This window comes from Flavonifractor sp. DFI.6.63, from assembly GCF_024462255.1.
Taxonomy (GTDB): Bacteria; Bacillota; Clostridia; order Oscillospirales; family Oscillospiraceae; genus Lawsonibacter_A; species Lawsonibacter_A hominis.
In genome coordinates this window covers 117,075-140,635 of sequence record NZ_JANGBE010000001.1, presented here as the reverse complement: position 1 = coordinate 140,635, position 23,561 = coordinate 117,075, and the positions used below count along the sequence as shown (strand labels likewise).

Here is a 23,561-nt window from a genome sequence, read left to right as displayed (position 1 = left end):
TAAGCAAAAGGGGAATTCCCAAAGAAAGGCAGATGCCGTTTTGAGCGAGCGCATATCCCTGCAGCATCCCGAATATCTGGAGATCACCGGCCCCGGCGGCGCGGTCACCCGTGGGGCGGATCAGGAGTGGTTCCCCGAGGGGTGGCAGCGCATGGCGGGCTGCGGCCCCACGGCGGCAGCGGTGGTCTTTGCCTACCTGGCCCGCGCCCATGCCGCCCTGGCGCCTCTGTGCCCCGGGGACGTGAGCGGCCGGAGGGAGTTTACGGCGCTGATGTGCCGGGTGTGGGACTATGTGACGCCCCGGCATCACGGGCTGAACAAGCCGGAGCTGATGCAGCGGGGCATGGAGGCCTATGCCGGGGCGCGGGGGATCGCGCTCTCCCCTGCCCGGCTGGAGATCCCCGCCGCCCGCACCAAGCGCCCGGAGTATGCCGCGGTGGCCCGTTTCGTGCGGGACAGCCTGGAGCGGGAGTGCCCGGTGGCCTTCCTGAACCTGCACAACGGCAAGGTGAAGGACCTGGACTGGTGGCACTGGGTCACCATCGTCGCCCTGGAAGGGGAGCGGGCCGTCATCCTGGACAGCGGCAGGGAGCTGGAGATCGACCTGGCCCTCTGGCTGGAGACCACCCGCAAGCGGGGCGGCCTGGTGTCCGCCCTGGGGGTGCGGCCGTGAGGGCGTGGCTCGCCGCCCACTGGATCGGGGCGGCGGGATATGTGCTGTGCGTCAGCCTCGCCGCCTTTCTCCTGATGGGGGCGGACAAGCGCCGCGCCCGCCGGGGGGACTGGCGCGTGCCGGAGCGCACCCTTTTCCTGGCGGCACTGCTGGGGGGCGCTCCCGGCGCGCTTCTGGGGATGTGGGCCTTCCGGCACAAGACCCGGCACTGGCAGTTTCGGTTTGGCCTGCCTGCCATCCTGCTGCTTCAGGCGGCCCTGCTGCTCTGGTGCCTCGCCGGCGGGGCGGGCTGACCGGCGCACGCCGGCCGGTTGAAAAAGGGGCTTGGCCGCGTTTGGGGGGAGGCTGCACGAAAGTTTCGCCTCGGTTTCCGGCCGAATTACCGGCCGATCCTTTGCGGGGAACGCCACGTTCTGAGGCCGCAGCGTGAGGACCTGCGCCGGCGGCGCCTGTTTCGCGCAGGCCGGTGCGGCTGTGGCCCCGGAAAAGGCGGATTTCGATTTTACACCGCCGTCTTCGGACGGCGAAACGCCGCAAGGCCCTCCTGCGGGAGGCCTTTGACAGACCGACGTGGGCCTCCGGCTTTGCCGGAGGCCCACGTGACGTTTGCAGGGGGATCAGTCGTCCCGGCTGAGGTAATAGGGCTTCATCAGGCTGGGCTGTTCGGTGGAATCCTTTTGGCTGCCGGTGCGCAGGGTGACCTCCGGCGGCCGGCCGCCGCGCCCCCGGGCGCCGGAACGCTTTTTCTTCGCCTTGGGCGCGGCCAGGGGCTCGGCGGCCGGCCGCGCCGGCTGGGCCTGCTGCGTGCCTCCGGACTTCGTTTTGCCGCCCCGGCGTTTTGGACCGCCGGACGCGGCCCCGGTCCGCTGTTTGTCCTGCTTTGCGCGGGGGGGCTGGGCCGGGCTGCTTTTCGGGGCCAGAAGCCGCGCGGTGGCGTCCAGGATCACATCGCTGGCCAGGGGGTCCGGCTTATAAAAGTCGCTGTACTCCTCCGCGGCGGCGGGGCGGCTTGGCGCGGTGGCGGTCAGGGCCTCTTCCAGCGTGGCGCTGGCCCGGTAGCCCCGGGCGCGCTTTTTCTCACCGGGGGTGCGCTGGGCGGAAGGCGTCTGCTCCAGGGGCCCGGCCGCCTTGGCGGGCCGTGCCGCCTTGGCCCTGGAGGGCTGGGCCGCGTCCGCCGGGCGGGCCGGCGCGGCGTTTGCCTTCCGGTCTGCGGCGGCCGCCCGGTTGGCCGCGTCCCGCTCCTGGCGGCGGGCTTTGGCGGCGGCGCGGGCTTCGGCGTCCTCGGGATTGACTACACGGCCCTTCTTGTCGCGGGGCAGGGGCTCCAGGATCTCCATGGGCCAGGGGTGCCCCTCCACCACCGGGATCTTACGGGCGATCAGCTTCTCAATGGCCTTGCGCTCCTCCTGCTCGTTGCTGTCGCAGAAGGAGACGGCGGTGCCGCCGTGGCCCGCCCGGCCGGTGCGGCCGATCCGGTGCACGTAGGTCTCCGGTACGTCGGGCAGGTTGTAGTTGAACACGTGGGAGAGCTCCTCGATGTCCAGTCCCCGGGCGGCGATATCCGTGGCCACCAGGACCTGCACCGCGCCGGACTTGAAGTCCGCCAGGGCCTGCTGCCGGGCGGTCTGGCTCTTGTTGCCGTGAATGGCGGCGGCGGAGATGCCCGCCTTCACCAGGTCGCCCGCCACTTTGTTGGCTCCGTGCTTGGTGCGGGTGAACACCAGGGCGTTTTTGACCCCGTCCTCCCGGACGAGCGCGGAAAGAAGTTTGGTCTTATTGCCGCGGTCCACATAGTAGAGCTTTTGGTCGATGACCTCCACGGGAGAGGAGATGGGGTCCACCGCCACCTTGACCGGGTCCTTCAGCAGGGAGTCCACCAGACCCTGCACCTCGGCGGGCATGGTGGCGGAGAAAAAGAGGGTCTGCTTTCGGGCGGGCAGCCAGCTCAGGATGCGGCGCACGTCGTGGATGAAGCCCATGTCCAGCATCCGGTCGGCCTCGTCCAGCACGAAGATCTCCAGCCGGGAGAGGTCGATCAGCTTCTGCCCGTACAGGTCGCCCAGCCGGCCGGGGGTGGCGACCAGGATATCGACGCCTTTTTTCAGGCGCTCCACCTGGGGCGCCTGCCCCACCCCGCCGAAAATAACGGCGCAGCGCAGCGGCAGGTTCTTGCCGTAGGCCTCGAAGCTCTCCTGGATCTGGAGGGCCAGCTCCCGGGTCGGGGTGAGAATGAGGGCCCGGATGGGCCGGCCGCTGGCCTTCCCCGCCGCCAGACGCTGCAGGATGGGGGCGGCGAAGGCGCAGGTTTTTCCGGTGCCGGTCTGGGCGCAGCCCAGTACGTCCCGCCCGGACAGGGCGGGGGGGATGGCTTTTTCCTGAATGGGGGAAGGGCGTTCATAGCCCTGATCGGCCAGCGCCCTCAGGATGGGCTTGTTCAGGCCGAGTTCCTGGAATGTCATGTTGCAGAATCCTTTACCATTTAAATTTACCCTCCCTGCGCAGGGGGGCGGATTGCCGGGAAGCCGCGGCGCAGACGCGGCATATCACACGACGAACAAGCCCGCCGGGGCCCCGGCGGGCGTTTCGCACGCGATATTCCTACAACCTGTAGTATATCACATTTTTCCAGAATTACAAGCGCGGCGGGAAACGCCCGCCCAGCGCCCGCAGCACCGCGGCCACCGTCTGCTCCAGGGTATCTCCGGCCACATCCACCGCGGCGCCGGCAAAGCGCTCGTACAAGGGGGCGCGGTAGGCGTAGAGGTCCGCCAGGGTCTGGCCGGGAGCCATGGCGATGCCCCGGGTGGTGATGTTGTCGATCCGGCGTTCCAGCTCCGGCAGGGGCACCCGCAGGTACAGGACCCGGCCCAGCGCCCGCAGGTGTTCCATGGCCCGCTCCCGGCACACGGCGCTGCCGCCGGGGGCGATGACGCTTGCGCGGCAGTCCAGGGAACGGATGGCCGCCTCCTCCGCGTCCAGAAAGGCGTCCAGGCCCCGCTGGTCCAGAAGTTCCTGGAGCAGCAGGCCCTCCCGCTGCTGGATGAGCAGGTCGGTGTCGATAAACGGAAGGCCCAGGGCCTTGGCCAGCAGCACGCCGACGGTGCTCTTGCCCGAGCCCGGCATGCCGATCAGGGTGATGTTGTCCTTCAAGGGAATGCTCCTTCCGGGGATGAAATGTCAGGGCAGTTCCAGGGCGACGGTATGGCAGGCGCCCCCGGAGGCGTCCGCCGTGGCTTCGCCCAGCACCAGCTCGGCGGGACCCTCCGCACCGGCGGGGAGGAAAAAGACCAGCTGCCCGTACAGGGGGTCGTCCCACTGGGCGTCGGACAGGGTAACGTCGTACACCCCGTATTCACTCAGCTTGCGGGAGAGGACGGGGTCCCCGTCCACGGCGCAGACCGTGGTCCCGTCGGAGAGGATCAGGTAAGGGGCGGGAAAGCGCTTGCCCCTCAGGACCTGTCCGCCCTCCACCCAAAGGTCTACCGCTACGCACCGGGGTGGGAAGCCAAACTGCTCGCTGAGCGCCTGCACGCCTTCCACCGCCCAGGCGTCTTCTACGGTGACCTCCATGCCGCTGATGGAGAAGGTCTCCCACAGGGCGTGGGCCCGCGCCTGCGGACGGACGGAAAGCGGTCCGCTCCCCGCGGTCCGCCAGAGGGCCAGGCATGCCCCCAGCAGCGCCGCCGCGGCAACCAGCGCCAGAACGGCCCGAGCGGCGGCGCGCTTCCGGCGCGGCCCGGCCGGCTCCTCACAGGCGGCGCAGTCCCGGATGCGCCCGGCATGCCGCCCGCGTCCCGCCTCCGGCATGCTGCCGCGGGTAGGATGGCCGCGGCCCGGGCGGTTTTGTGCGGCGCGCTGCTGATTCTGCTGACCGGTCTGAAACCGGGCGAGCATCTCCTGCTCCAGCCGGGTGGCGTCGCTGTCCGGCGGGGGGTTGAAGCTGCCGCATTTGGGGCAGAAATCGTCTTTGTCGTAATCGTAGCGTCTGCCGCAGTCCCGGCAGATGATGCATGGCATGGCCGCACCCCTCCTCAGGTCCCGTTTGCATGGCGGACGACGGACCGCTTCCGGAGCCGGTTGAACCATCCGCGCCCTGCCGTTTCGCCCGGCGCAAAAGGACCGCTCCGCCGGCGTTTGCGGGGGAAGAAACAGGGCCTAAGCCCCAAGCTGTTTGCGGCGTGCCTCCAGAATGCGGGGAAAGCGCCGCAGGAAGACCAGGCCGGTGGCGGTGGCGGCCAGAAGGTCGGCCGCCGGCTCGGCCAGGTAGACGGCAAAGACCTGGTTCCCCGTCAGCAGGAGGGGCAGCAGATAGATCAGCGGGATGAGCAGGATGACCTTGCGCAGCAGGGCCAGGAACAGGGAGACCCTGGCCTGCCCCAGCGCGACGAAGGTCTGCTGGCAGGCGCTCTGAAGGCCCATCATAAAGAAGCCGGCCATATAGATGCGCAGCACCCGCACGGTAAGGGCCACCAGCTCCGGCTTGTTATTGAACAGGGCCACGAACACGCCGGGAAACAGCTCCACTGCCGCCCAGCCCGCCACGGACAGAAGCAGGGAAAAGCGGAGCATCAGCGAGAAGCACCGTTTCACCCGGTCCAGGCTGCCTGCGCCGTAGTTGTAGCCGATGATGGGCTGCGCCCCCTGGGCCAGCCCCTGAAAGGGCATCCAAAGCACCTGCATGATGCTGCTTGCGATGGTCATGGCCCCCACATAGAGGTCTCCGCCGTAATGCTTCAGGGAGGAATTGAGGGCGATGTTGACCAGACTCTCCGTGGACTGCATGATAAAAGGAGAAACCCCGATGGCCACCACCGGGGCCAGGATGCTCCAGCGCAGGCGCAGGCAGCGTGCCTGGAGCCGGAGCCTGGTGCGCCTGCCCCGCAGAAAGGAAAGGACCCACAGGGCGGAAACGCCCTGGGCCAGAATGGTGGCCAGGGCCGCGCCCTTCACCCCCATGCCGAACCCGAAAATGAAAATGGGATCCAGCACGATGTTGGTGACGGCGCCGATGACCACCGTGGCCATGGAGTAGGTGGAAAAGCCCTGGGTGGTGATAAAGTTGTTCAGCCCCAGGGAGACCTGCACGAACAGGGTGCCCCACAGATAGACGCCCAGGTAGTCCGCGGCGTAGCCGATGGTGTTGCCGCTGGCGCCGAAGAGGAGGAGCATGGGCTCCTTGAGCAGCTGGAACACCACGGTGACGGCCGCCGAGATGACCGCCAGCAGGGCGGCGCAGCTGCCCAGGATCTCATTGGCCAGGTCCTCCCTGCCCTCCCCCATGCGGATGGCGGCCCGGGAGCCGCCCCCCATGCCCACCAGAGCGGATAGGGCGGAGATAAACATGAGCACCGGGAAGCACACGCCCAGGCCCGTGAGCGCCACATCCCCGACCCCTTCGATATGGCCGATGTACATCCGGTCCACGATATTGTACAGGGCGTTGATGAGCTGCGCGGCGATGGCGGGCAGGGCCAGACGCACCAAAAGCGTACCCACGCGGTCCCGGCCCAGGTCGTTGGTTGGCTTTGCCATTGGGGTCACGCCTCGTCTTTCTCCAAAAAATAAGTAGCCTCCATGTCCGCCAGGGACAGGGCGAAGGCCAGGGGATACTGCTGCAGGGCCTGTCCCACCAGGCGCTTGTCCTCATCCCCGGAAAAACCCATGTGCCAGCGGATGGCCATGGCCTCCTCCCGGGTGAGCTTCAAAAAGCCGGAGATGATGTAGACGCTCTTCTCCCCATGGCCGTAGGGGAGCGTGTCCTCGTAAAAAAAGGTGGGCACGCTCTGCCACTTGCCGTCGCTCCCCTTCACGTTGCGGGAGCCGGCCTTGTAGCAGCCGATCTTGCACAGGTCGTGGAGCAGGGCGGCCACGGCCACGGATTCCGCCGGGTACTCCAGCGCGTACAGCTCCTGCACCCGCTCCCGTTCCAGATAGGCGCACAGGCAGTGGTAGACGTTCAGACTGTGCTCGCACAGCCCCCCGGCGTAGGCGCCGTGGAACCGGGCCGAGGCGGGGGCAGTGAAAAAATCGCTTTTGTGCTCCAGATAATCCAGCAGGGCCTCCGCTCCGTCCCGGCGGATGTTCTCCCGGTAGATCTGGATGAATGTTTCCTTCGCGCTCATAAGGGCCTCCCTCGTATGCAACTCATTGCGCCCTATTCTACCACAGCCCGCCGGAAAAGGCCACCCCCGCACCGCGCGGGCCGGGCGGGCATAAGATGGGCGGAATGGAGTGAGACGATGGCGCATTTGGGAACGGGGCTGGCCGTACTGCTTTTCGTGGCGGCCTGTAATCTGGACACACTGATCCTGGCGATGGGCTACGGGGTCAAGGGGATCCGCCTTTCCGCCGGACGGCGGCTGGTGCTCTCGGCGGTAACGACCCTGGTCACGTGGCTGTCCCTGGTTCTGGGGGATATCGCCGCGCTGGTGCTCACGGCCCGGGCGGGCGCCCGGCTGGGCGGGGTGGTGCTGGTGGGCATCGGCCTGTGGTTCGTGCTGGACTGGCTGCGCCGCGCCGGAGGCGGCGGGGAGCCCGGCGGCGGGGCGGCCACCCTTTGGGAGTGCGTGTGCCTGGCCGCCGCCCTGGCGGTCAACAACGCCGGGGTGGGCGCGGCCGCCGGGGTATCCGGCCTGAACCCCCACTGGGCGGCCCTGGGAAACTTCCTGGCCACGCTGGCCGCCCTGGCCCTGGGCTACCGCCTGGGCGCGGGGCCGGCGGGGCGGCTGCTGGGCAAATACGCCCTTCCGCTCTCCGGGCTTCTGCTCATCCTGCTGGGCGTGTGGGAGATGCTCGGATAACGGGGCCCGGAGCAGGCGCCCCGCTTTATGCGATCCAGCCGCTGCCCACGACGGCGTCTGCGTCGTAAAACACGGCCATCTGTCCCGGCGTGGGGGCGCGGGCGGGCTGATCCATGCGCACGCGCACACAGCCGCCCTCCGGAAGGATCACGGCGCGCTGCTCGGTGCGGGAGTGCCGCAGGCGCACCGTGACCGCCATGGGAGCCGTAAGGGCCTCCACGGCGATCCAGTTGGGCGCGGTGCACAGCAGTTCCCTGCGGCCCAGGTCGCCGCCGTCGGAGAGCACCACCTGATTGCGTTGCGGCCGGATGGCGGAGACGAAATAGCGGTGGGGGCCGGACACCCCAAGCCCCCTGCCCTGCCCCAGGGTGTAGTGATGGATGCCCTTGTGCCGGCCCAGCACGGTCCCGTCGGGGGAGACAAAGTCGCCGGGCGGCGGGGTGTTTCCCCGCCGGTCCAGCCAGGCGGCGTAATCCCCGTCGGGAATAAAGCAGATCTCCATGGAGTCCGGCTTGTCCGCCACCGGGATGCCAAATTCCCGGGCTAGGGAGCGTACCTGGACCTTTTCGTAATCACCCAGGGGAAACATAACGCGCTGTAATATGCTTCTGGGCAGCCGGGCCAGCATGTAGGACTGGTCGTTGGCGGGCCGCCCCTTCCGCAGCACCCCTCCCTCCGCCCGGGCGTAGTGCCCCGTGGCCACAAGGCGGGCCCCCACGCGGTCGGCCAGCGCCAGCAGGGCGGGAAACTTTACGGCGGGGTTGCACCGGGCGCAGGGAAGGGGTGTGCGCCCCGCCAGATAGTCGGCGGTAAAGGGCGCGCAGACATGCTCCTCCAGGGCCTGCCGGATGTCCGCCGTGGCAAAGGGCAGATTCAGGGAGGCGGCCACGGCCGCCGCGTCAGCCGCGCCGGAGCCGCCCAGCCCGATGTCCAGATAGAGGCAGTATACCTCGTAGTCCTGCAGCAAAAGCCGGGCCGCCACGGCGGAGTCCACTCCGCCGGAGAGGCCCAGAACGACTTTTTCCTTCATAAGCACCTCGATCCGTTTGACTGCGGGGCACGCGTGCGCTCAGCCCCGTTCCAGATAGACCATCAGCGCCGCGATATCTGCGGGGCTGACGCCGGAAATACGGCTGGCCTGCCCCAAATTCAGGGGGCGGATCTGGTCCAGCTTCTGCCGGGCCTCGATGCGCAGGCCCTGCATCGCCGCATAATCCAGCCCCTCGGGCAGGGGACGATCCTCCATCCTCCGCCACTCCTCCACCTGCCGGAGCTGCCGGTCGATATAGCCCTGGTATTTGACGGCGATCTCCACCGCCTCCTGCACCGCCGGGGGCAGAGCGGGCCGCCCCGGGTCTGCGGGCGCGAGCGACGCATAGGTGTTTTCCGGGCGGCGCAGCAGGTCGCACAGGCGGCCCTGGGCCGTTCCGGCGTGCTCCAGCCGTTTAATCTCCCGGGCCGCGGCGGCGTATTTTTCCTGTACGCGGGCGTACCGTTCGCCGCTGACCAGTCCGATGGCGTATCCCACGGGGCACAGGCGCTGGTCGGCGTTGTCCTGGCGGCAGAGCAGCCGGTATTCGGTGCGGGACGTCATCATGCGGTAGGGCTCGTTGGTGCCCTTGGTCACCAGATCGTCGATGAGCACGCCGATGTAGCCCTGGTCCCGCCGCAGCACCAGCGGCTCCCGGCCCAGCAGCTTCAAGGCGGCGTTCGCCCCGGCCACAAGGCCCTGGGCGGCGGCCTCCTCGTACCCGGAGGAGCCGTTGAACTGCCCGGCCCCGTACAGGCCGCGCACCCGCTTGTGCTCCAGGGTGGGCAAAAGCTCGGTGGGGTCGGCGCAGTCGTACTCGATGGCGTAGGCGCAGCGGGTCATCTCGGCCCGTTCCAGGCCGGCGATGGTGTGGAGCATCTCCGCCTGCACGTCCTCCGGGAGCGAGGAAGAGAAGCCCTGGATGTACACCTCCTCGGTGTTCAGCCCCATGGGCTCGATGAAGAGCTGATGGCGCGGCTTGTCGGCGAAGCGGACCACCTTGTCCTCAATGGAGGGGCAGTACCGGGGCCCCACCCCTTCGATCACGCCGGAAAAAAGCGGCGAGCGGTGCAGGTTGGCGCGGATGACGGCGTGGGTGGCCGCATTGGTGTAGGTCAGATAGCACACCGCCTTGTTTTCCGGCGGCGCGGCCGTCTCGAAGGAGAAGGGCACGGTCTGCGCGTCCCCCGGCTGGAGCTCCATTTTGGAATAATCCACGCTCCGGGCGTTGACCCGGGGCGGCGTGCCGGTTTTAAAGCGGCGCAGGCCCACCCCCAGCGCCCGCAGGCTGTCCGTCAGGGCCAGCGCGGGCGCGAGGCCGTCCGGGCCGGAGGAGCGCGTCACGTCCCCCACGATGGTGCGCCCGCCCAGATAGGTGCCCGAGGCCACCACCACGGCGCGCACCCGGTATACCGCCCCGTGGCAGGTGCGCACGGCGCTCACCGCGCCGTGCTCGGCGTAGATGTCGGTGACCTCCGCCTGCTTGAGGCACAGGTTTTCCTGCCGCTCCAGGGTGTGCTTCATGATCTCCTGATACCGCCGGCGGTCGGCCTGGGCCCGCAGGGACCACACCGCCGGGCCCTTGCCCCGGTTGAGCGTGCGGTATTGGATGCAGGCCGCGTCGGCGGCCCGGGCCATCTCGCCGCCCAGGGCGTCCAGCTCCCGCACCAGGTGGCCCTTGCCGGTGCCGCCGATGGCGGGATTGCAGGGCATATTGCCCACCGCGTCCAGGTTGACGGTAAAGCACAGCGTCCTCAGGCCCAGCCGGGCCGCGGCCAGGGCGGCCTCGATGCCCGCGTGCCCGGCTCCGATCACTGCAATATCATAAGTTCCCGCTTCATAGTCATGCATTAATGGCGTACCTCACTTTGCTGCGCCGGTCGCGCGGGGGCCCCAAATGCCTTTTTCTTCCTCAGGCGGAATAAATCCGCCTTGCGGCAAGGTTTTCGCTGTGGGCGAAAACGCTTGTGCGCGCCGGTGGGCGCGCCCCCGCTGTGCGGGGTCCCCGTGCCCGGCTCCGATCACTGCGATATCATAAGTTCCCGCTTCATAGTCATGCATTAATGGCGTACCTCACTTTGCTGCGCCGGTCGCGGACGGGCTTATTTCCCATATACGATCGAGACCGCCCTGCTGCAGTTTTCGATCTCCGCCGTTTTGGGCGCGCCGCCGTATTCCCCGTCCAGCGTCCAGGGAAGCTCCTGCCGGCAGGTGATGCGCAGCCGGCTGGTGCGGTAGCTGGTGACCAGCCCCTGCTCGTCGGGCGACATGGTGAGCAGCGCCTTGATGATCGCCTGCAGCTGCAGGGGGTTCTGGGGCTGACGCACCAGGACCACCTCGAAGATGCCGTCGTCCAGACGCACCGGCTCGGTGGGCATGCCCTTAAAACCGCCCACCGAGACCGTGTTGGAAACCATGCCGTAGCAGTAGCTGCCCACCTCCATGCCCGCGTCGTGCTCCACGGTCATGGGGTAGGCCTGAATGGAGCTCAGCCGCGTGGCGCCCTCCAGCACGTAGGCCAGGTGGCCGAAGAGGTTTTTAAACGGCTGGGGGGTGTTGTAGGCCACGTCGGTAAAGGCCCCAAAGGCGGCCACGTAGATAAAGAAGCGGTCGTTGAACCGTCCGATATCCACCGGCCTGGGGCAGCCGGCCGCCGCCGCGCGGGCCATGGCCTCCATGCCCCGGGGCAGGCTCAGGTTTTTGGCGAAATCATTGGTGGTGCCCGCCGGGATATAGCCGACCGCGGGCCGCGTTTCCTGGGTCATGAGCCCGGTCACCACCTCGTGGAGCGTGCCGTCCCCGCCGGAACAGACGATGCGGTCGAACGCACCGGCGCGCTCCGCGGCCACGGCGGTGGCGTCCCCGGCGCCCTGGGTGGGGTGGACGCTCACGTCCCACCCGGCCCGGACAAAGCAGTCCAGCACCGCCGCCAGCCTGCTTTTCAGCAGTCCCTTCCCGGCGTGGACGTTGTAAATAAAGAGCAGCTTTTTCATGGTGGCCTCCGTGTCGCCTGTTCTCTCTAGGGTGGTATTATACAGATATTGTACCAAAAAACAACCTCTCTTTTGTGAACGGACGGGAAATTCTGCCTTCGCTCTTGCTTTTCCCTGCTAAAGCGGATAAAATAAGAATCCAACGCCGCACAAGGGAGTGTTTGCTATGGATCGAAAGGCCCTCTCCGCCGCTTTTCCCGTCACCGTCCCGGTCCTGATGGGATATCTGGCCATTGGGATCGCCTTCGGGCTGATGCTGCAGGAGATCGGATACAACTTCATCTGGGCCTGTTTCATGAGCCTGACCATCTATGCCGGGTCGGGGCAGTATCTGGGGGTCACCCTGCTGGGGACCGGGGCCGCGCTGGGCACCGTGGCGCTGATGACGCTGCTCATCAACTTCCGCCACTTGGTCTACGGCCTGTCCATGCTGGAAAAGTTCCGGGGCATGGGTTGGCGCAAGCTCTATATGATCTTTTCCCTCACCGACGAGACCTATGCCCTGCTCGCCTCCGTCCGTGCCCCGGTGGGGGTGGAGCCGAAGCGCTTCTACTTTGCCATCGCCCTGCTGGATCACAGCTATTGGATCCTGGGTTCGGTGATCGGCGCGGTGGCCGGGGCCCTGATCCCCTTGGATACCACCGGCATCGACTTTGCCATGACCGCCCTGTTTGTGGTCATCGCCGTGGACCAGTGGAAGGCGTACAAAAACCATCTCCCCGCCCTGCTTGGGGCCGGGGCCACCGTGCTGTTCCTGATCGTGCTGGGCCGCCGGTTCGGCCAGCAGCAGATGCTGCTGGTCTCCCTGGGCGTGATCGTGCTGGCGCTGCTGGTGCTGCGGGACCGGCTGGAGGAAACGGAGGAGACGTCATGCTGAGTACCGGACACGCCGTGGCCGCCATCGCGGTCATGGCGGCAGTGACCTTTCTCACCCGATTTCTGCCCTTTCTGCTCTTTGACCGGGGCGAGGCGCCGCCCAAGATCGTCCTCTACCTGGGACGGGTGCTCCCTCCCGCCATCATTGCCATGCTGGTGGTCTACTGCCTGAAGGGCGTCTCCTTCGCGTCCCCCGCCGGGTGGGCCCCCCAGCTGATCTCGGCAGCGGCGGTGGCGGCGCTGCACGTGTGGAAGCACAATAACCTTTTGTCCATTTTCGGCGGCACCATACTCTACATGGTGCTGGTGCAGGCCGTGTTCGTGTAGTGGAAGAAGCCTGGCGACGGACGCCGGGAGGCGAAAACAGAGGGGCGGGTCCGCCGTGATGGCGGGCCCGCCCCGGTTGGTTATTCGGCCAGGTCCCTGGCTACGGCGGAGAGATAATTGGGCGTATAATCCTCGATCCTGCCCGCGTCGCAGGCGGCGGCCACGCCGGGGTCGATGGGCAGGCGGGCCAGGACCCTCAGCCCCAGCTCCCCCGCCACCTTGTCGATGCGGCTCTGGCCGAAGATGCTGTGCTCCTTCCCGCAGTCGGGGCACTTGAAGTAGCTGTAGTTCTCCACCAGACCCAGTACGGGGATCTTCATCATCTCGGCCATCTTCACGGCCTTGGTGACGATCATGCTGACCAGGTCCTGGGGGGAGGTGACCACGATGATGCCGTCCACGGGCAGGGACTGGAAGACGGTCAGGGGCACGTCCCCCGTTCCGGGGGGCATGTCCACGAACAGGTAGTCCAGCTCGCCCCAGATCACGTCGGTCCAGAACTGCTTCACGGCGCCGGCGATGACGGGCCCGCGCCAGATGACGGGGTCGGTCTCATTGGCGGTGAGCAGGTTGAGGCTCATGATCTCCACGCCGGTCCTGGTGACGGCGGGATAGATGCCCAGCTCGCTGCCCTCCGCCCGGGCGTGTACGCCGAAGGCGGTGGGGATGGAGGGGCCGGTGATGTCGGCGTCCAGTACGCCGACCGTTTTGCCCAGCTGCTTCATGGCCACGGCCAGAGAGGACGTGACCAGGCTTTTGCCTACGCCGCCCTTGCCGCTGACCACGGCGATGACCTTGCCGATCTTGGACAGGGCGTTGGTGGGCGCCTGGAGGCTCTGGGGCTCGGCGCGCTCTGTGCAGCTTTCGCCGCAGGAGGAGCAGTCATGGGTGCATTCGGACATGGGAGATTCCTTCTTTCCTATCTTGTTTGAGCCCGCCGCGGCGGGCGGTGCGGCGGGGACGGGCCCCAAAGGGCCACGCTTCCCGCCGGGGGTCGCATCAGTAGCGGTAGCTGCCCCCGCCGATAAATTCCCGGATCAGGGAATCGGAGGCGACCAGCGCGGGGTCCACCGGTTCAAAGTACGCAAAGGCGCTCACCAGATCGTGAAGCTCCCGATAGCGCGCGTTTTCGGGGAGGACCAGGTCCACCGCCTGACGCAGGGGCGCGGCGTAGTTGGCAAAGACGCTCACCTCGTAGCGCAGGGAGGAGTCGATGACGATCTTGGCCCGGCCCTTGAAGGGGGAGATATACGCCTTTTCCCCCCGGCGCACGTTGTACCACATGGACAGGGTCTCCCCCAGGTCGGTGCCGCGGAAGTTGAAGTCCCGCACCGCCCGGCGGGCCAGGCGCATCCAGGTGCCCTTAAAGCGCAGCGTCTCCCCCTCCAGAATATTGGAGCGGGCGGAAATATACAGCGTGGTGGCCTCCGGGTGGCGGCCGGCGATGTCGTCGTTGAGGGCGTGGATGCCCTCGAAGATGGCGATTTCGTTCTGGTCCAGCTTGAGCAGGGAGCCCCGGCTGTCGTTGCGCATCTGGCGGGCGAATTCAAACTTGGGCACCACCACCCACTCGCCCTTGGAGAGCTTGGTAAAGGTCTCGTCCAGCAGGTCCATATCCAGCAGGCGGGGGGACTCATAGTCGATATCGCCCTCGGGCGTGCGGGGGGCGGTCTTCCGGTTCAGGGTCTTGAAGTAATTGTCCATGGAGATGGTGTGGGTGTTCACTCCGCGCCGCTCCAGCTCCTGCTCCAGCTTGAGGGCGGTAGTGGTCTTTCCCGAGCCGGAGGGGCCGGAGAGCAGGACGATGGGGCTGTCCTTCATCCGCGCCAGGATGGCGTCCACGGCGGTATTGATGCGCTGCTGGTAGTGGGCGTCGCACTCGGCCAGAAAGGCCACGGGGTCTTTGCGGAGCTTGTCGTTGATCTCGTTGAGCTGATAGGGCATACTACCCCTCCTTATTTTGATTCCATGCCGCAAAAAAATCCGCCACGCGGGACTTTTCCCGGATCATTTGATCCAGGCCGCGCAGATACTCCTGGGGGTACTTGGCGTTGGCGATGCGCTCGATGCGTCCGGTATGGGGGTCCACCAGCTTGGTCACGCCGCCGCCGCCCAGTGAGACGATGGTATGCAGCTCCTCCATCATGCAGATGTTGTACAGGCTCTCAAAGCCCGGCTTGGCCCAGCCCACGTTCTCAAAGGAGCCGGACATATATTTCTGCCGGTAGAGGTAATAGGGCGTCTGGCGCGCAGCGCGCAGCGCGCTCCAGGCGTAGTCCAGCATGGATCCCACATCCGCTCCCGAGGGCAGCGCGCCCCCCTCCTCCATCAGCCGGGAGCCCTTTTTCAGGGCCAGAGTATGCACGGTGACATTTTCCGGGCCCAGGGCGAGCACCTGCTCCAGAGAGGCCCGGAAGCCTTCGGGCGTGTCGGCGGGCAATCCGGCGATCAGGTCCATATTCACGCAGGGGATCCCGTGCTCCCGCGCCAGGGCGTAAGCGCGGCGGATGTCCTGGCAGCGGTGGGCGCGGCCCATGGCGGCGAGGACCCGGTCGTCCATACTCTGCGGGTTGACGGAGATGCGCCCCACCCCGCGCCGCGCCAGCACGGAGAGCTTTTCCGCCGTGATGGTGTCCGGCCGCCCGGCCTCCACCGTGTATTCGGTGCAGCGGGAGAGATCCACGTGCTCCGCCAGGTGGCCCAGCAGGGCGTCCAGCTGAGGGGCGGACAGGGTGGTGGGGGTCCCGCCGCCGAAGTAGACGGTGCGCACCCGCAGGCCGGCCCGCTCCAGCATGGCCCCTGCGGCGGAGATCTCCCGGTGCAGGGCCGCCAGAAAGGGGTCGATCAGCCTGAGGGCGCGCCCGACGTCGGCGGAGACGAAGGAGCAATAGGCGCAGCGGGTCGGACAGAAGGGAATGCCCACATAGAGGGAGACCTCGTCGCGTCTCAGGCTGTTTTGGGCGGCCAGGCTGGCCCGGGCGCAGTCCATGGCCAGCGCGCGCCGGGGGGCGGACACCCGGTAGGTGTCCCGCAGCAGGGCCTCCGCCTGGGCGGGGGAGGCCCCCTGCGCCATGGCCCGGGCGGGGATCTTCACGGGGCGCACCCCGGTCAGCGCCCCCCAGGGGGGCTCGCGTCCCAGCGTGCGCACCCCCGCGTCGTAAAAGGCCAGCTTTAAGATCCGCTGGAGGGCCCGGCTGTCGGCCAGGCCGCCGGTGAGCTCGGCAGACGAACAGCGCCGGACGGCGGCGCAGCGCTTCCCCCGATAGGAGAGGCGCGCTGTGGCCGTGGCCCAGACCCGCCCCCGGAACAGGGACAATTCCAGCGCGTCCTCCCCCGCTGCGGGCGGGGACGCGGGATACTCCGGCCGCTGGCCGGGAAACAGGGTCAGCAGCATTTGCTCGGCGGCATATTTGTAGTCGTGGCCCTTGAAATAGAGCTTCATGGCCGCCTCCGGTCCGTTGGCCGCGCTTGCCCGGCGGCAGACCGGGACGGGCGGCTTCTCCCATAGCGCCTCATATCAGCCCTCCAGGGCTTCCATCAGGTAGTAGTTGCTCCTGCGCTCCCGTTCCAGGGTGGAGGCGTCCATGTGGCCGGGCAGCACCTGATAGTCGCCGCTCAGCTGCCCCAGGCGCCGGAGGGAGGCCAGAATGGCCTCGTAGGAGCCGCCGGCGAAATCGGTGCGGCCCATGGAGCCCTGGAAGAGGGTGTCGCCGGTGAACAGCGCGTCCCCCGCCAAAAGGGTCACCCCGCCGGGGGTGTGGCCCGGGGTGTGCAGCACGCGCACCGTCAGGGAGCCCACGGTGAGGGCGTCCCCCTCGTCATAGGGCACGGTGGCGCCGATGGGGGGAAAGATGTCGCTTCCCAACAGGGCGGCGTCCGCCGGGTGCAGGTAGACCGGCACGCCGGGCAAGGCCTGCCGCAGCTCCGATACCGCCCCGGTGTGGTCAAAATGGGCATGGGTGAGCAGAATGGCGCGCACCGTCATCCCGTCGGCGCGCAGCTGGGCCAGGATACGCCCGGCGTCGCCGCCCGGGTCCACGACGGCGGCGGCGTTGGTGCTCTCGTCTTCCAGCAGATAGCAGTTGGTGCCCATGGCGCCAACCGGCAGGGCTTTGATTTGCATGGCTTGTTTCTTCCTTTCTTGCCGCCGGACGGCTGTGTCCTTCGGTACCGGGGGTGAGACCGGGCGCCTGGGACGCCCGTCACATCTGGTCGGTGTCCAACAGAATGGTGACCGGCCCGTCGTTCTGCGAATAGACCTGCATGTCGGCGCCGAATTCCCCGTGCTCCACCGGAAAGCCGCGGGCGGCGCACTCGGCCATGAATTTCTCGTACAGGGGGACGGCGAGCGCGGGCTTGGCGGCCCCGGTAAAGCCGGGGCGGCGGGACTTGGTGTCGGCGTAGAGGGTAAACTGGCTCACCACCAGCAGGCTTCCCCCCACGGCCTCCAGATTCCGGTTCATCTTCCCGGCCTCATCCTCAAAGATGCGAAGGCCGCAGATCTTGTCCGCCAGACGGACCGCCTGGGCTTCGGTGTCCGCGGGACCCACGCCCAGCAGCACCAGGAAGCCCTGGCCGATCTCGCCGTTCACTTTGCCTTCAATGGTGACCTTCGCGTTTTTTACGCGGGTAACGACAGCGCGCATAGACTTGTTCTCCTTATCGGTATTCTCGTGTAAAGCCGCGTGCGTAGAGCGGGTCGATGTCAAAGACGGCCGCGTCCCCGGCGGCGCATTTCAGCTCCGTCACGTCCACGATGGTCTCGATGGCGCCGATGCGCCCGATGATGCGGGCCTTTTGGCCGTTGATGCGCACGGTCTGCTTTTTGGCGCTGCGCCACCGCCGCAGGGTGGCCCAGAGTCCGGCGTCCCGCGCGCGGCCCACGCCGAAGCCGTTCTGGTAGCCCACCGGCAGCACCGCCACCCGGGTGGGGTGGCGCAGGGTCACCAGCTGCTCGTTGCCCACCGTGTGGCCGCGGGGAAGCCACCGGGTCTCCTCGATGCCCACCTCGCCGTAGCCCACCTTCAAAAGACCGTCGCCCCGGCTGCGGCGGCAGCGGCCCATCAGGGCGGAGCCCGCCCGCACCGCGTCCAGCCGGGCAAATTCATAGTGCATCAGGGCGTAGGAACCGGCGGCGTGGACGACCCCGGTCTCGAAGCCGGCGGCGCGGATGGCCTCCACCACCTGCTGGAATTCCTCCAGCTGGGGCGCGGCGTCCCGGCCGTCCCGTTTTGTGGCGTGGATCTGCGTATAGACACCCGAGATCGCCACGTTGGGCAGGTTGCGGTAGGCGGAGAGAATCTTGTCCGGCTCGGCGGCCAGAAAGCCCCCGAAGCCCATGCCCGTGTCGATCTGGATATGGGCCTCCGCCACGGTGGAGCGGGCCTCCGCCACGCCGTTGAGGGCCATGCCCGTATCGGCCGAGCCGATGGTGCACACCACGTTCAGGTCGATGAGCTGTTCCAGCTCCTCCCGGTCGGTGGTGGGGCGGAGCATCAGGAGCTCCTCTTCCACCAGCCCGGCCTTGCGCAGGGCGGCGGCCTCGTCGGGCTCGGACACGGCGAAGCGGCCCACGCCCTCCTCCCGCAGCAGCTGGGCCAGCTCCGTGATGCCAGCGCCGAAGCCGTCCCCGGTGAGCACGGCGTAGATACACGCCGATCCGGCCCGGTCCTTGACCACGGTGATGTTATTTTTGACCGCTTCCCGCTCGATGACCAGCTTTTTCATGGCATGGCCGCCTTTCCGTTCAGACTGCGCCCCGCCGCCGCGCCCCTGCCGCCGCGCGCGGCAGGGCAAATGCGGCAGGGGGTCCTTCGCGTGTTTGAAAGCATTATATCACTTCTGTAAATAGACCGTCAACGAAAAGGGGTTGCCGCTTGTGTTTTTCCGGGAAAGATGATACAATTTCAAAAATCGAATACCGTTTTGGAGGAACCGTTTTGAACCGAGAGACGACAAGAATCGCGCCGGAAGACATCGCCCGCCAGCGGGAGTTCTGCGCCCTGCTGCACGAGCGCAGCGCCGCCCGCCCCACGCCGCCCCTGGCCTTTGTGGACACCTACGGCTGTCAGCAGAACGAGGCCGACTCCGAGCGGCTGCGGGGCTACCTGTCCGAGATGGGGTATCAGTTTACCGATCAGGAGGCGCAGGCCGACCTGATCCTCATCAACACCTGCGCCATCCGGGAGCATGCGGAGATGCGGGCTCTGGGCAACGTGGGCGCGCTGGTGCACACCAAGCGGGCAAAGCCCGGCCAGCTGATCTGCGTGTGCGGCTGCATGGCCCAGGAGCCCCATGTGGCCCGGAAGATCAAAGCGTCCTACCGGCAGGTGGACCTGGTCTTCGGCCCCCATGCGCTCTGGCGCTTTCCGGAGCTGCTGTACCGCCTGGTCACCCGCCGGGGGCGCATCTTCGATATCGCGGACGAGCCCGGCTCCATTGCCGAGGGCATTCCCCTGGTGCGCCAGGACGGGGTAAAGGCCTGGGTGTCCATCATGTACGGATGCAACAACTTCTGCTCTTACTGCATCGTGCCCTACGTCCGGGGGCGGGAGCGCAGCCGGGAAGCGGGGGCCGTTCTGGACGAGATCCGGGCGCTGGCGGCGGAAGGCTATCGGGACATTACCCTGCTGGGCCAGAACGTGAATTCCTACGGGAAGGACCTGGAGGGGGGCATGGACTTTGCCGACCTGCTCGCCGCCGCCAACGATATCCCGGGGGACTTTTTGCTGCGCTTTATGACCAGCCACCCCAAGGACGCCTCCCAGAAGCTCTTTGAGACCATGGCCCGGTGCGAAAAGGTGGCCCCCCACTTCCACCTCCCCTTCCAGTCGGGCAGCACGCGGGTGCTGCAGGCCATGAACCGCCGCTATTCCAGGGGGGGGTATCTGGAGCAGGTCCACGCCCTGCGGGCCCTGATCCCCGATATCGTGCTCACCTCGGACGTGATCGTGGGCTTCCCCGGCGAGAGCCAGGAGGAATTTGAGCAGACGTTGAGCCTCATTCAGCAGGTGCGCTTCGACGCGCTGTTCACCTTCCTCTTCTCCCCCAGGGAGGGCACCCCCGCCGCCGCGCTGCCCGACCCCATGCCCAAGGAGCAGAAGGCCGCCAACTTCCAGCGCCTGGTGGAGGAGCAGGACAAGATCAGCGAGGAGCGCCACGCCGCCTACGTGGGCAAAACGGTGCGCTGTCTCGTGGACGGGGCGGACGAGAAGGGCCTTACCGCCCGCACCCCGGGCAACCGCCTGGTGCGCCTGAGCGGGGACAGAGCCCTGATCGGGCGCTTCGTCCAGGTGAAGGTCACCGGGGCCAACAAGTGGTCTCTGACCGGGGAAGCGCAGCCGGACTGAGCGCCTGCCCCCGCGGCGGCCGCCCGGGCGAGATCCCCTTGAACGACCAAACGGCCCCCTGCGGGAAAGCGCCCTGCCCGGCGAAACGACCGCTCCCCCATCCCAAGGTCCCCCGTCCACCAATCCAGGCGTTCAGAGAAAAAAGAAGGAGACACCCCATGGCCGAACTGACCCCCATGCGCAGGCAGTACAAAGAAATGAAGGAGCTCCACCCGGACTGCATCCTGTTTTTCCGTCTGGGGGACTTTTACGAGATGTTTGACGAGGACGCCCTGCTGGCGTCCAAGGAGCTGGAGCTGACCCTCACCACCCGGGACCGGGGCAAGCCGGAGGAGGAGCGCACCCCCATGTGCGGGGTGCCCTACCACTCCGCCGACGCCTATGTGGCCCGGCTCATCAGCAAGGGCTACAAAGTCGCCATCTGCGAACAGATGGAGGACCCGGCGCTGGCCAAGGGGCTGGTGGAGCGGGAGGTCGTCCGCATCGTCACCCCCGGCACGGTCATCGACTCCAACATGCTGGAGGAGGGGCGTAACAACTACATCTGTGCCATCTGCCGGGATGCGCAGGGCACGGGGGTGTGCTTCTGTGATATCTCCACCGGCGAGTGTACCGCCGCCTCTTTCGCCGGGGACGGAGGCGAGCACCTGTACAACGAGCTGGGCCGTTTCTCGCCCCGGGAGGCGGTGCTGTCCGATGAGGCGTGGTCCGACCCGGCGCTGCTGGCGTTTCTCCGGCAGCGCCTGGAGTGCCGCTGTGAAAACGGCGGCGGGGAGCGCTTCCGGCCGGAGCGCGCGCGCAAGCTGGTAAACGACCAGTTTCCGGAGGGCGCCCGCGCCCTGCCGGAGGGGGACGGCCACGCCCTGCAGGCGGCGGGCGGCCTGCTCTCCTATCTCTATGAGACCCAGAAGACCGACTTGTCCCACATCTCCGCGCTGGGCTACCAGACCACGGGGCAGTACATGGAGCTGGATCTGACCGCCCGGCGGACCCTGGAGCTGACCGCCACCATGCGCTCCGGCGAGAAGCGGGGCAGCCTTTTGTGGGTGCTGGACAAGACGAAAACGCCCATGGGGCACCGGCTCATCCGCGCCTGGATGGAGCGGCCCCTGCTCTCCCCCGCCGCCATCACCCGCCGCCTGTCCGCCGTGGAGGACCTGGCGGGGGACGCTGTGGGCCGGGAGGAGCTCGCCCTCTGCCTCAAGGAGGTGGGCGATCTGGAGCGGCTCATCGGCCGGATCGTATACGGCGCCGCCGGCTGCCGGGACCTGGTGGCCCTGGCCGCCGGCCTGGGGCGGCTGCCCCGGCTGCGGGAACTGCTCGCCCCCTATCCCTCCGCCCTGCTGGCTTCCCTGCGGGAGGAGCTGGACGACCTGGAGCCGCTGCGCGCGCTCATCGGCGCCGCCGTGGTGGACGAGCCCCCCTTCTCCGTGCGGGAGGGCGGCTTTATCCGCGCCGGATACAACGCCGATGTGGACCGGCTCCGGGACGTCATGGTCAACGGCAAGGGCATGGTGGCCGCCATTGAGACGCGGGAGAAGGAGCGCACCGGCATCAAGAGCCTGAAGGTGGGGTACAATAAGGTCTTCGGGTACTATATCGAGGTCTCCAAATCCTATTACGATCAGGTGCCGGAGGACTACATCCGCAAGCAGACCCTGTCGGGCTGCGAGCGCTACATCACCCAGGAACTCAAGGACATGGAGCATACCATCCTCTCCGCTCAGGACAAGATCACCGCCCTGGAGTATGAGCTGTTCTGCGCGGTGCGGGAGCAGACCGCCGCCCAGGTGGGGCGCATCCAGCGCTCCGCCGCCGCCGTGGGGCAGGTGGATGTGCTGGCTTCCTTCGCCGCCGTGGCCGACGAGCAGAACTACTGCAAGCCGGAGGTGGATCTGTCCGATACCGTCGAGATCACGGAAGGACGCCACCCAGTGGTGGAGCGGATGCTCAAGACCAGCCTGTTCGTACCCAACGACACCCGCATGGACAGCCGGGAGAACATGGTAGCCATCCTCACCGGCCCCAACATGGCGGGCAAGTCCACCTATATGCGCCAGGTGGCCCTCATCGTGCTCATGGCCCAGATGGGCTGCTTTGTACCGGCCCGACGGGCCCGCATCGGGGTGGTGGACCGGGTGTTCACCCGCATCGGGGCCAGCGACGACCTCTCCGCCGGGCAGTCCACCTTTATGGTGGAGATGACCGAGGTGGCCGAGCTTTTAAAAAACGCCACCAGCAAGAGCCTGCTGATCCTGGACGAGATCGGACGGGGCACCAGCACCTACGACGGCATGTCCATCGCCCGGGCGGTGCTGGAGCATTGCGCCGACCGGCGGCGCCTGGGGGCCAAGACCCTGTTTGCCACCCACTATCACGAGCTCACCTGTCTGGAAGGGCAGATCCCCGGCGTGAAAAATTACAACATCGCCGCCAAGAAAAAGAAGGACGACATCCTCTTCCTGCGCAAGATCGTCCGGGGCGGGGCCGACCAGAGCTACGGGATCGAAGTGGCCAAGCTGGCCGGAGTGCCCGACCGGGTCATCCAGCGGGCCAGGGAGATCCTCTCCGAGCTGGAGCGCGACGGCTGCGTCCGTGGCGCCGCCGAAGCCGCCGCGGACGGGGACGGGCAGGTCTCCCTGCTGGATCTGGGGGCCAGCCAGGCGGCGGAGCGCCTGCGCAGGGTGGAGGTCGATACCATGACGCCCATCGAAGCGATGAATCTTGTGTTCGAGCTGAAACAGCTGCTGTAACGGGGCGAGAGCCGTGAAAAGAAGGAGATGACCGACATGCCGAAACACCGCCGCCAGTGGCGCAGCCAGCTTACCCGCGCGGAGGAGGGGCGGGGGTGGGTGTTTTTCGCGCTGTACGTGCTGGCCTTCCCTTTCCTGATGGGCTTGGTCCAACGCTCGTTCGGGGGCGAGCTGCCCGTGGCCGAGGCCAGCGTGATCTATTACCTGCTCTCGGTGACCCTGGTCTTTCTGGTGTTCTGGAGCTTTTTGAAAAACGGCTTCTACCTGCTTCTGGACTGGCTGCCCGAGAACCTGTTTGCCTTTGGCACCGGCCTTGTGGGGGCGGGGGCGCTCCATTTCCTGGTGATGCGCCTGCCCTATCCGGTGGAAAATCCGAACGTCTACAACTACCTGGAGCAGTACGCCATGTCCCCCGCGGCCACGGTGGTCATCGTGGTGGTGCTGATGCCCATCGTGGAGGAGGCCCTGTTCCGGGGGCTGCTGTTCGGCGCGGTGCGGCGGTACAGCCGGGCGCTGGCCTATGGGCTCTCCACCCTGCTCTTCGCGGTGTACTGCGTATGGCAGTTCGTGTTTACCTACAACGGGATGGACCTGCGCTACCTGCTGCTGTTTGCGCAGTACGTGCCCATGTCCCTGGCCCTGTGCTGGAGCTATGACAACGGCGGCTCCGTCTGGACCCCCGTGGCCCTGCACATGGTCCTCAACGCCGCCGCCCTGTTTCACGCAATCCGTTGATCCCGCCGGGGCCCTTTAGCGGCTG

Annotated in this window: 22 protein-coding genes; 8 read left to right on the top strand and 14 right to left on the bottom strand. The window is 67.2% G+C overall.

All coding sequences use genetic code 11. The features are described 5' to 3' along the window. Window positions 1-40: 40 nt before the first annotated feature. Together NE547_RS00605 and NE547_RS00600 are read left to right on the top strand one after the other, a co-directional pair. Complete coding sequence (locus tag NE547_RS00605) at window positions 41-673, top strand: hypothetical protein (RefSeq protein ID WP_243204818.1); 633 nt, start codon at window positions 41-43, stop codon at window positions 671-673. Continuing rightward, on the top strand, window positions 670-966 hold the full coding sequence (locus NE547_RS00600) for a DUF1294 domain-containing protein (protein WP_256174484.1): 297 nt from the start codon (window positions 670-672) through the stop codon (window positions 964-966). The genes NE547_RS00605 and NE547_RS00600 overlap by 4 nt, the downstream gene beginning before the upstream one ends. A 324-nt stretch (window positions 967-1,290) precedes the next feature. Here NE547_RS00600 and NE547_RS00595 read toward each other — a convergent pair whose 3' ends face one another. From NE547_RS00595 to NE547_RS00575, 5 genes are all read right to left on the bottom strand, one after another. Beyond that, entirely contained in the window at window positions 1,291-3,132 is a 1,842-nt protein-coding gene (locus tag NE547_RS00595) for a DEAD/DEAH box helicase (RefSeq protein ID WP_256174483.1), read from the bottom strand. 172 nt (window positions 3,133-3,304) lie between these two features. After that, window positions 3,305-3,796 carry a shikimate kinase gene (locus NE547_RS00590; protein ID WP_186908427.1) on the bottom strand — a complete coding sequence of 164 codons (492 nt, stop codon included), beginning with the start codon at window positions 3,794-3,796 and terminating at the stop codon, window positions 3,305-3,307. A gap of 54 nt (window positions 3,797-3,850) precedes the next feature. Next, window positions 3,851-4,690, bottom strand: a complete 840-nt coding sequence (locus NE547_RS00585) for a hypothetical protein (protein ID WP_186908391.1) — start codon at window positions 4,688-4,690, stop codon at window positions 3,851-3,853. A 138-nt stretch (window positions 4,691-4,828) separates the two neighbouring features. Then, on the bottom strand, window positions 4,829-6,205 hold the full coding sequence (locus tag NE547_RS00580; RefSeq protein ID WP_256174482.1) for an MATE family efflux transporter: 1,377 nt from the start codon (window positions 6,203-6,205) through the stop codon (window positions 4,829-4,831). Between the two features lie 5 nt (window positions 6,206-6,210). Continuing rightward, window positions 6,211-6,795: an HD domain-containing protein gene (locus tag NE547_RS00575; protein ID WP_186908393.1), complete on the bottom strand. Its 585-nt coding sequence runs from the start codon at window positions 6,793-6,795 to the stop codon at window positions 6,211-6,213. Window positions 6,796-6,912: 117 nt separating this feature from the next. Here NE547_RS00575 and NE547_RS00570 point away from each other — a divergent pair, with 117 nt between their 5' ends. Next, the gene (locus NE547_RS00570; protein WP_186908394.1) at window positions 6,913-7,473 is read left to right on the top strand and encodes a sporulation protein; all 561 of its coding nucleotides are present in this window, start codon (window positions 6,913-6,915) and stop codon (window positions 7,471-7,473) included. Between the two features lie 25 nt (window positions 7,474-7,498). Here the strand turns inward: NE547_RS00570 and mnmA are convergent, their stop codons facing one another. The 3 genes from mnmA to NE547_RS00555 form a co-directional block, all read right to left on the bottom strand. Beyond that, window positions 7,499-8,503, bottom strand: coding sequence for a tRNA 2-thiouridine(34) synthase MnmA (gene mnmA / locus NE547_RS00565; RefSeq protein WP_256174481.1), 1,005 nt, complete (start codon window positions 8,501-8,503; stop codon window positions 7,499-7,501). Window positions 8,504-8,542: 39 nt separating this feature from the next. Continuing rightward, window positions 8,543-10,354: a tRNA uridine-5-carboxymethylaminomethyl(34) synthesis enzyme MnmG gene (mnmG, locus tag NE547_RS00560; RefSeq protein WP_256174480.1), complete on the bottom strand. Its 1,812-nt coding sequence runs from the start codon at window positions 10,352-10,354 to the stop codon at window positions 8,543-8,545. Window positions 10,355-10,605: 251 nt separating this feature from the next. Continuing rightward, complete coding sequence (locus tag NE547_RS00555) at window positions 10,606-11,553, bottom strand: diacylglycerol kinase family protein (protein ID WP_256174479.1); 948 nt, start codon at window positions 11,551-11,553, stop codon at window positions 10,606-10,608. Between the two features lie 109 nt (window positions 11,554-11,662). On the opposite strand from NE547_RS00555, the gene NE547_RS00550 reads away from it, so the two are divergent. Both NE547_RS00550 and NE547_RS00545 read left to right on the top strand, forming a co-directional pair. After that, the gene (locus NE547_RS00550; RefSeq protein ID WP_256174478.1) at window positions 11,663-12,373 is read left to right on the top strand and encodes an AzlC family ABC transporter permease; all 711 of its coding nucleotides are present in this window, start codon (window positions 11,663-11,665) and stop codon (window positions 12,371-12,373) included. Continuing rightward, window positions 12,367-12,699 carry a branched-chain amino acid transporter permease gene (locus NE547_RS00545; protein WP_186908399.1) on the top strand — a complete coding sequence of 111 codons (333 nt, stop codon included), beginning with the start codon at window positions 12,367-12,369 and terminating at the stop codon, window positions 12,697-12,699. The genes NE547_RS00550 and NE547_RS00545 overlap by 7 nt, the downstream gene beginning before the upstream one ends. 80 nt (window positions 12,700-12,779) lie before the next feature. Here the strand turns inward: NE547_RS00545 and NE547_RS00540 are convergent, their stop codons facing one another. The 6 genes from NE547_RS00540 to NE547_RS00515 form a co-directional block, all read right to left on the bottom strand. Further along, entirely contained in the window at window positions 12,780-13,601 is an 822-nt protein-coding gene (locus NE547_RS00540; RefSeq protein WP_256174477.1) for an Mrp/NBP35 family ATP-binding protein, read from the bottom strand. Between the two features lie 97 nt (window positions 13,602-13,698). Next, window positions 13,699-14,643, bottom strand: a complete 945-nt coding sequence (locus tag NE547_RS00535) for a uridine kinase (protein ID WP_256174476.1) — start codon at window positions 14,641-14,643, stop codon at window positions 13,699-13,701. 1 nt (window position 14,644) lies between these two features. Beyond that, window positions 14,645-16,141 carry a coproporphyrinogen dehydrogenase HemZ gene (hemZ, locus tag NE547_RS00530; RefSeq protein ID WP_256174475.1) on the bottom strand — a complete coding sequence of 499 codons (1,497 nt, stop codon included), beginning with the start codon at window positions 16,139-16,141 and terminating at the stop codon, window positions 14,645-14,647. Window positions 16,142-16,216: 75 nt separating this feature from the next. Next, window positions 16,217-16,822 (bottom strand): MBL fold metallo-hydrolase, encoded by a 606-nt coding sequence (locus NE547_RS00525; protein WP_186908403.1) that lies wholly within the window; start codon window positions 16,820-16,822, stop codon window positions 16,217-16,219. Between the two features lie 79 nt (window positions 16,823-16,901). Then, entirely contained in the window at window positions 16,902-17,345 is a 444-nt protein-coding gene (gene dtd / locus NE547_RS00520) for a D-aminoacyl-tRNA deacylase (RefSeq protein ID WP_186908404.1), read from the bottom strand. Between the two features lie 13 nt (window positions 17,346-17,358). Then, window positions 17,359-18,426: an alanine racemase gene (locus NE547_RS00515; protein ID WP_256174474.1), complete on the bottom strand. Its 1,068-nt coding sequence runs from the start codon at window positions 18,424-18,426 to the stop codon at window positions 17,359-17,361. Between the two features lie 212 nt (window positions 18,427-18,638). Between NE547_RS00515 and miaB the strand changes: the two genes are divergently transcribed. The 3 genes from miaB to NE547_RS00500 all read left to right on the top strand — a co-directional run bounded on the left by miaB (window position 18,639) and on the right by NE547_RS00500 (window position 23,536). Continuing rightward, the gene (gene miaB / locus NE547_RS00510) at window positions 18,639-20,048 is read left to right on the top strand and encodes a tRNA (N6-isopentenyl adenosine(37)-C2)-methylthiotransferase MiaB (RefSeq protein ID WP_256174473.1); all 1,410 of its coding nucleotides are present in this window, start codon (window positions 18,639-18,641) and stop codon (window positions 20,046-20,048) included. Window positions 20,049-20,206: 158 nt separating this feature from the next. After that, the gene (mutS, locus tag NE547_RS00505) at window positions 20,207-22,801 is read left to right on the top strand and encodes a DNA mismatch repair protein MutS (protein ID WP_256174472.1); all 2,595 of its coding nucleotides are present in this window, start codon (window positions 20,207-20,209) and stop codon (window positions 22,799-22,801) included. Between the two features lie 36 nt (window positions 22,802-22,837). After that, complete coding sequence (locus NE547_RS00500; protein WP_256174471.1) at window positions 22,838-23,536, top strand: CPBP family intramembrane glutamic endopeptidase; 699 nt, start codon at window positions 22,838-22,840, stop codon at window positions 23,534-23,536. Window positions 23,537-23,561 lie beyond the last annotated feature (25 nt).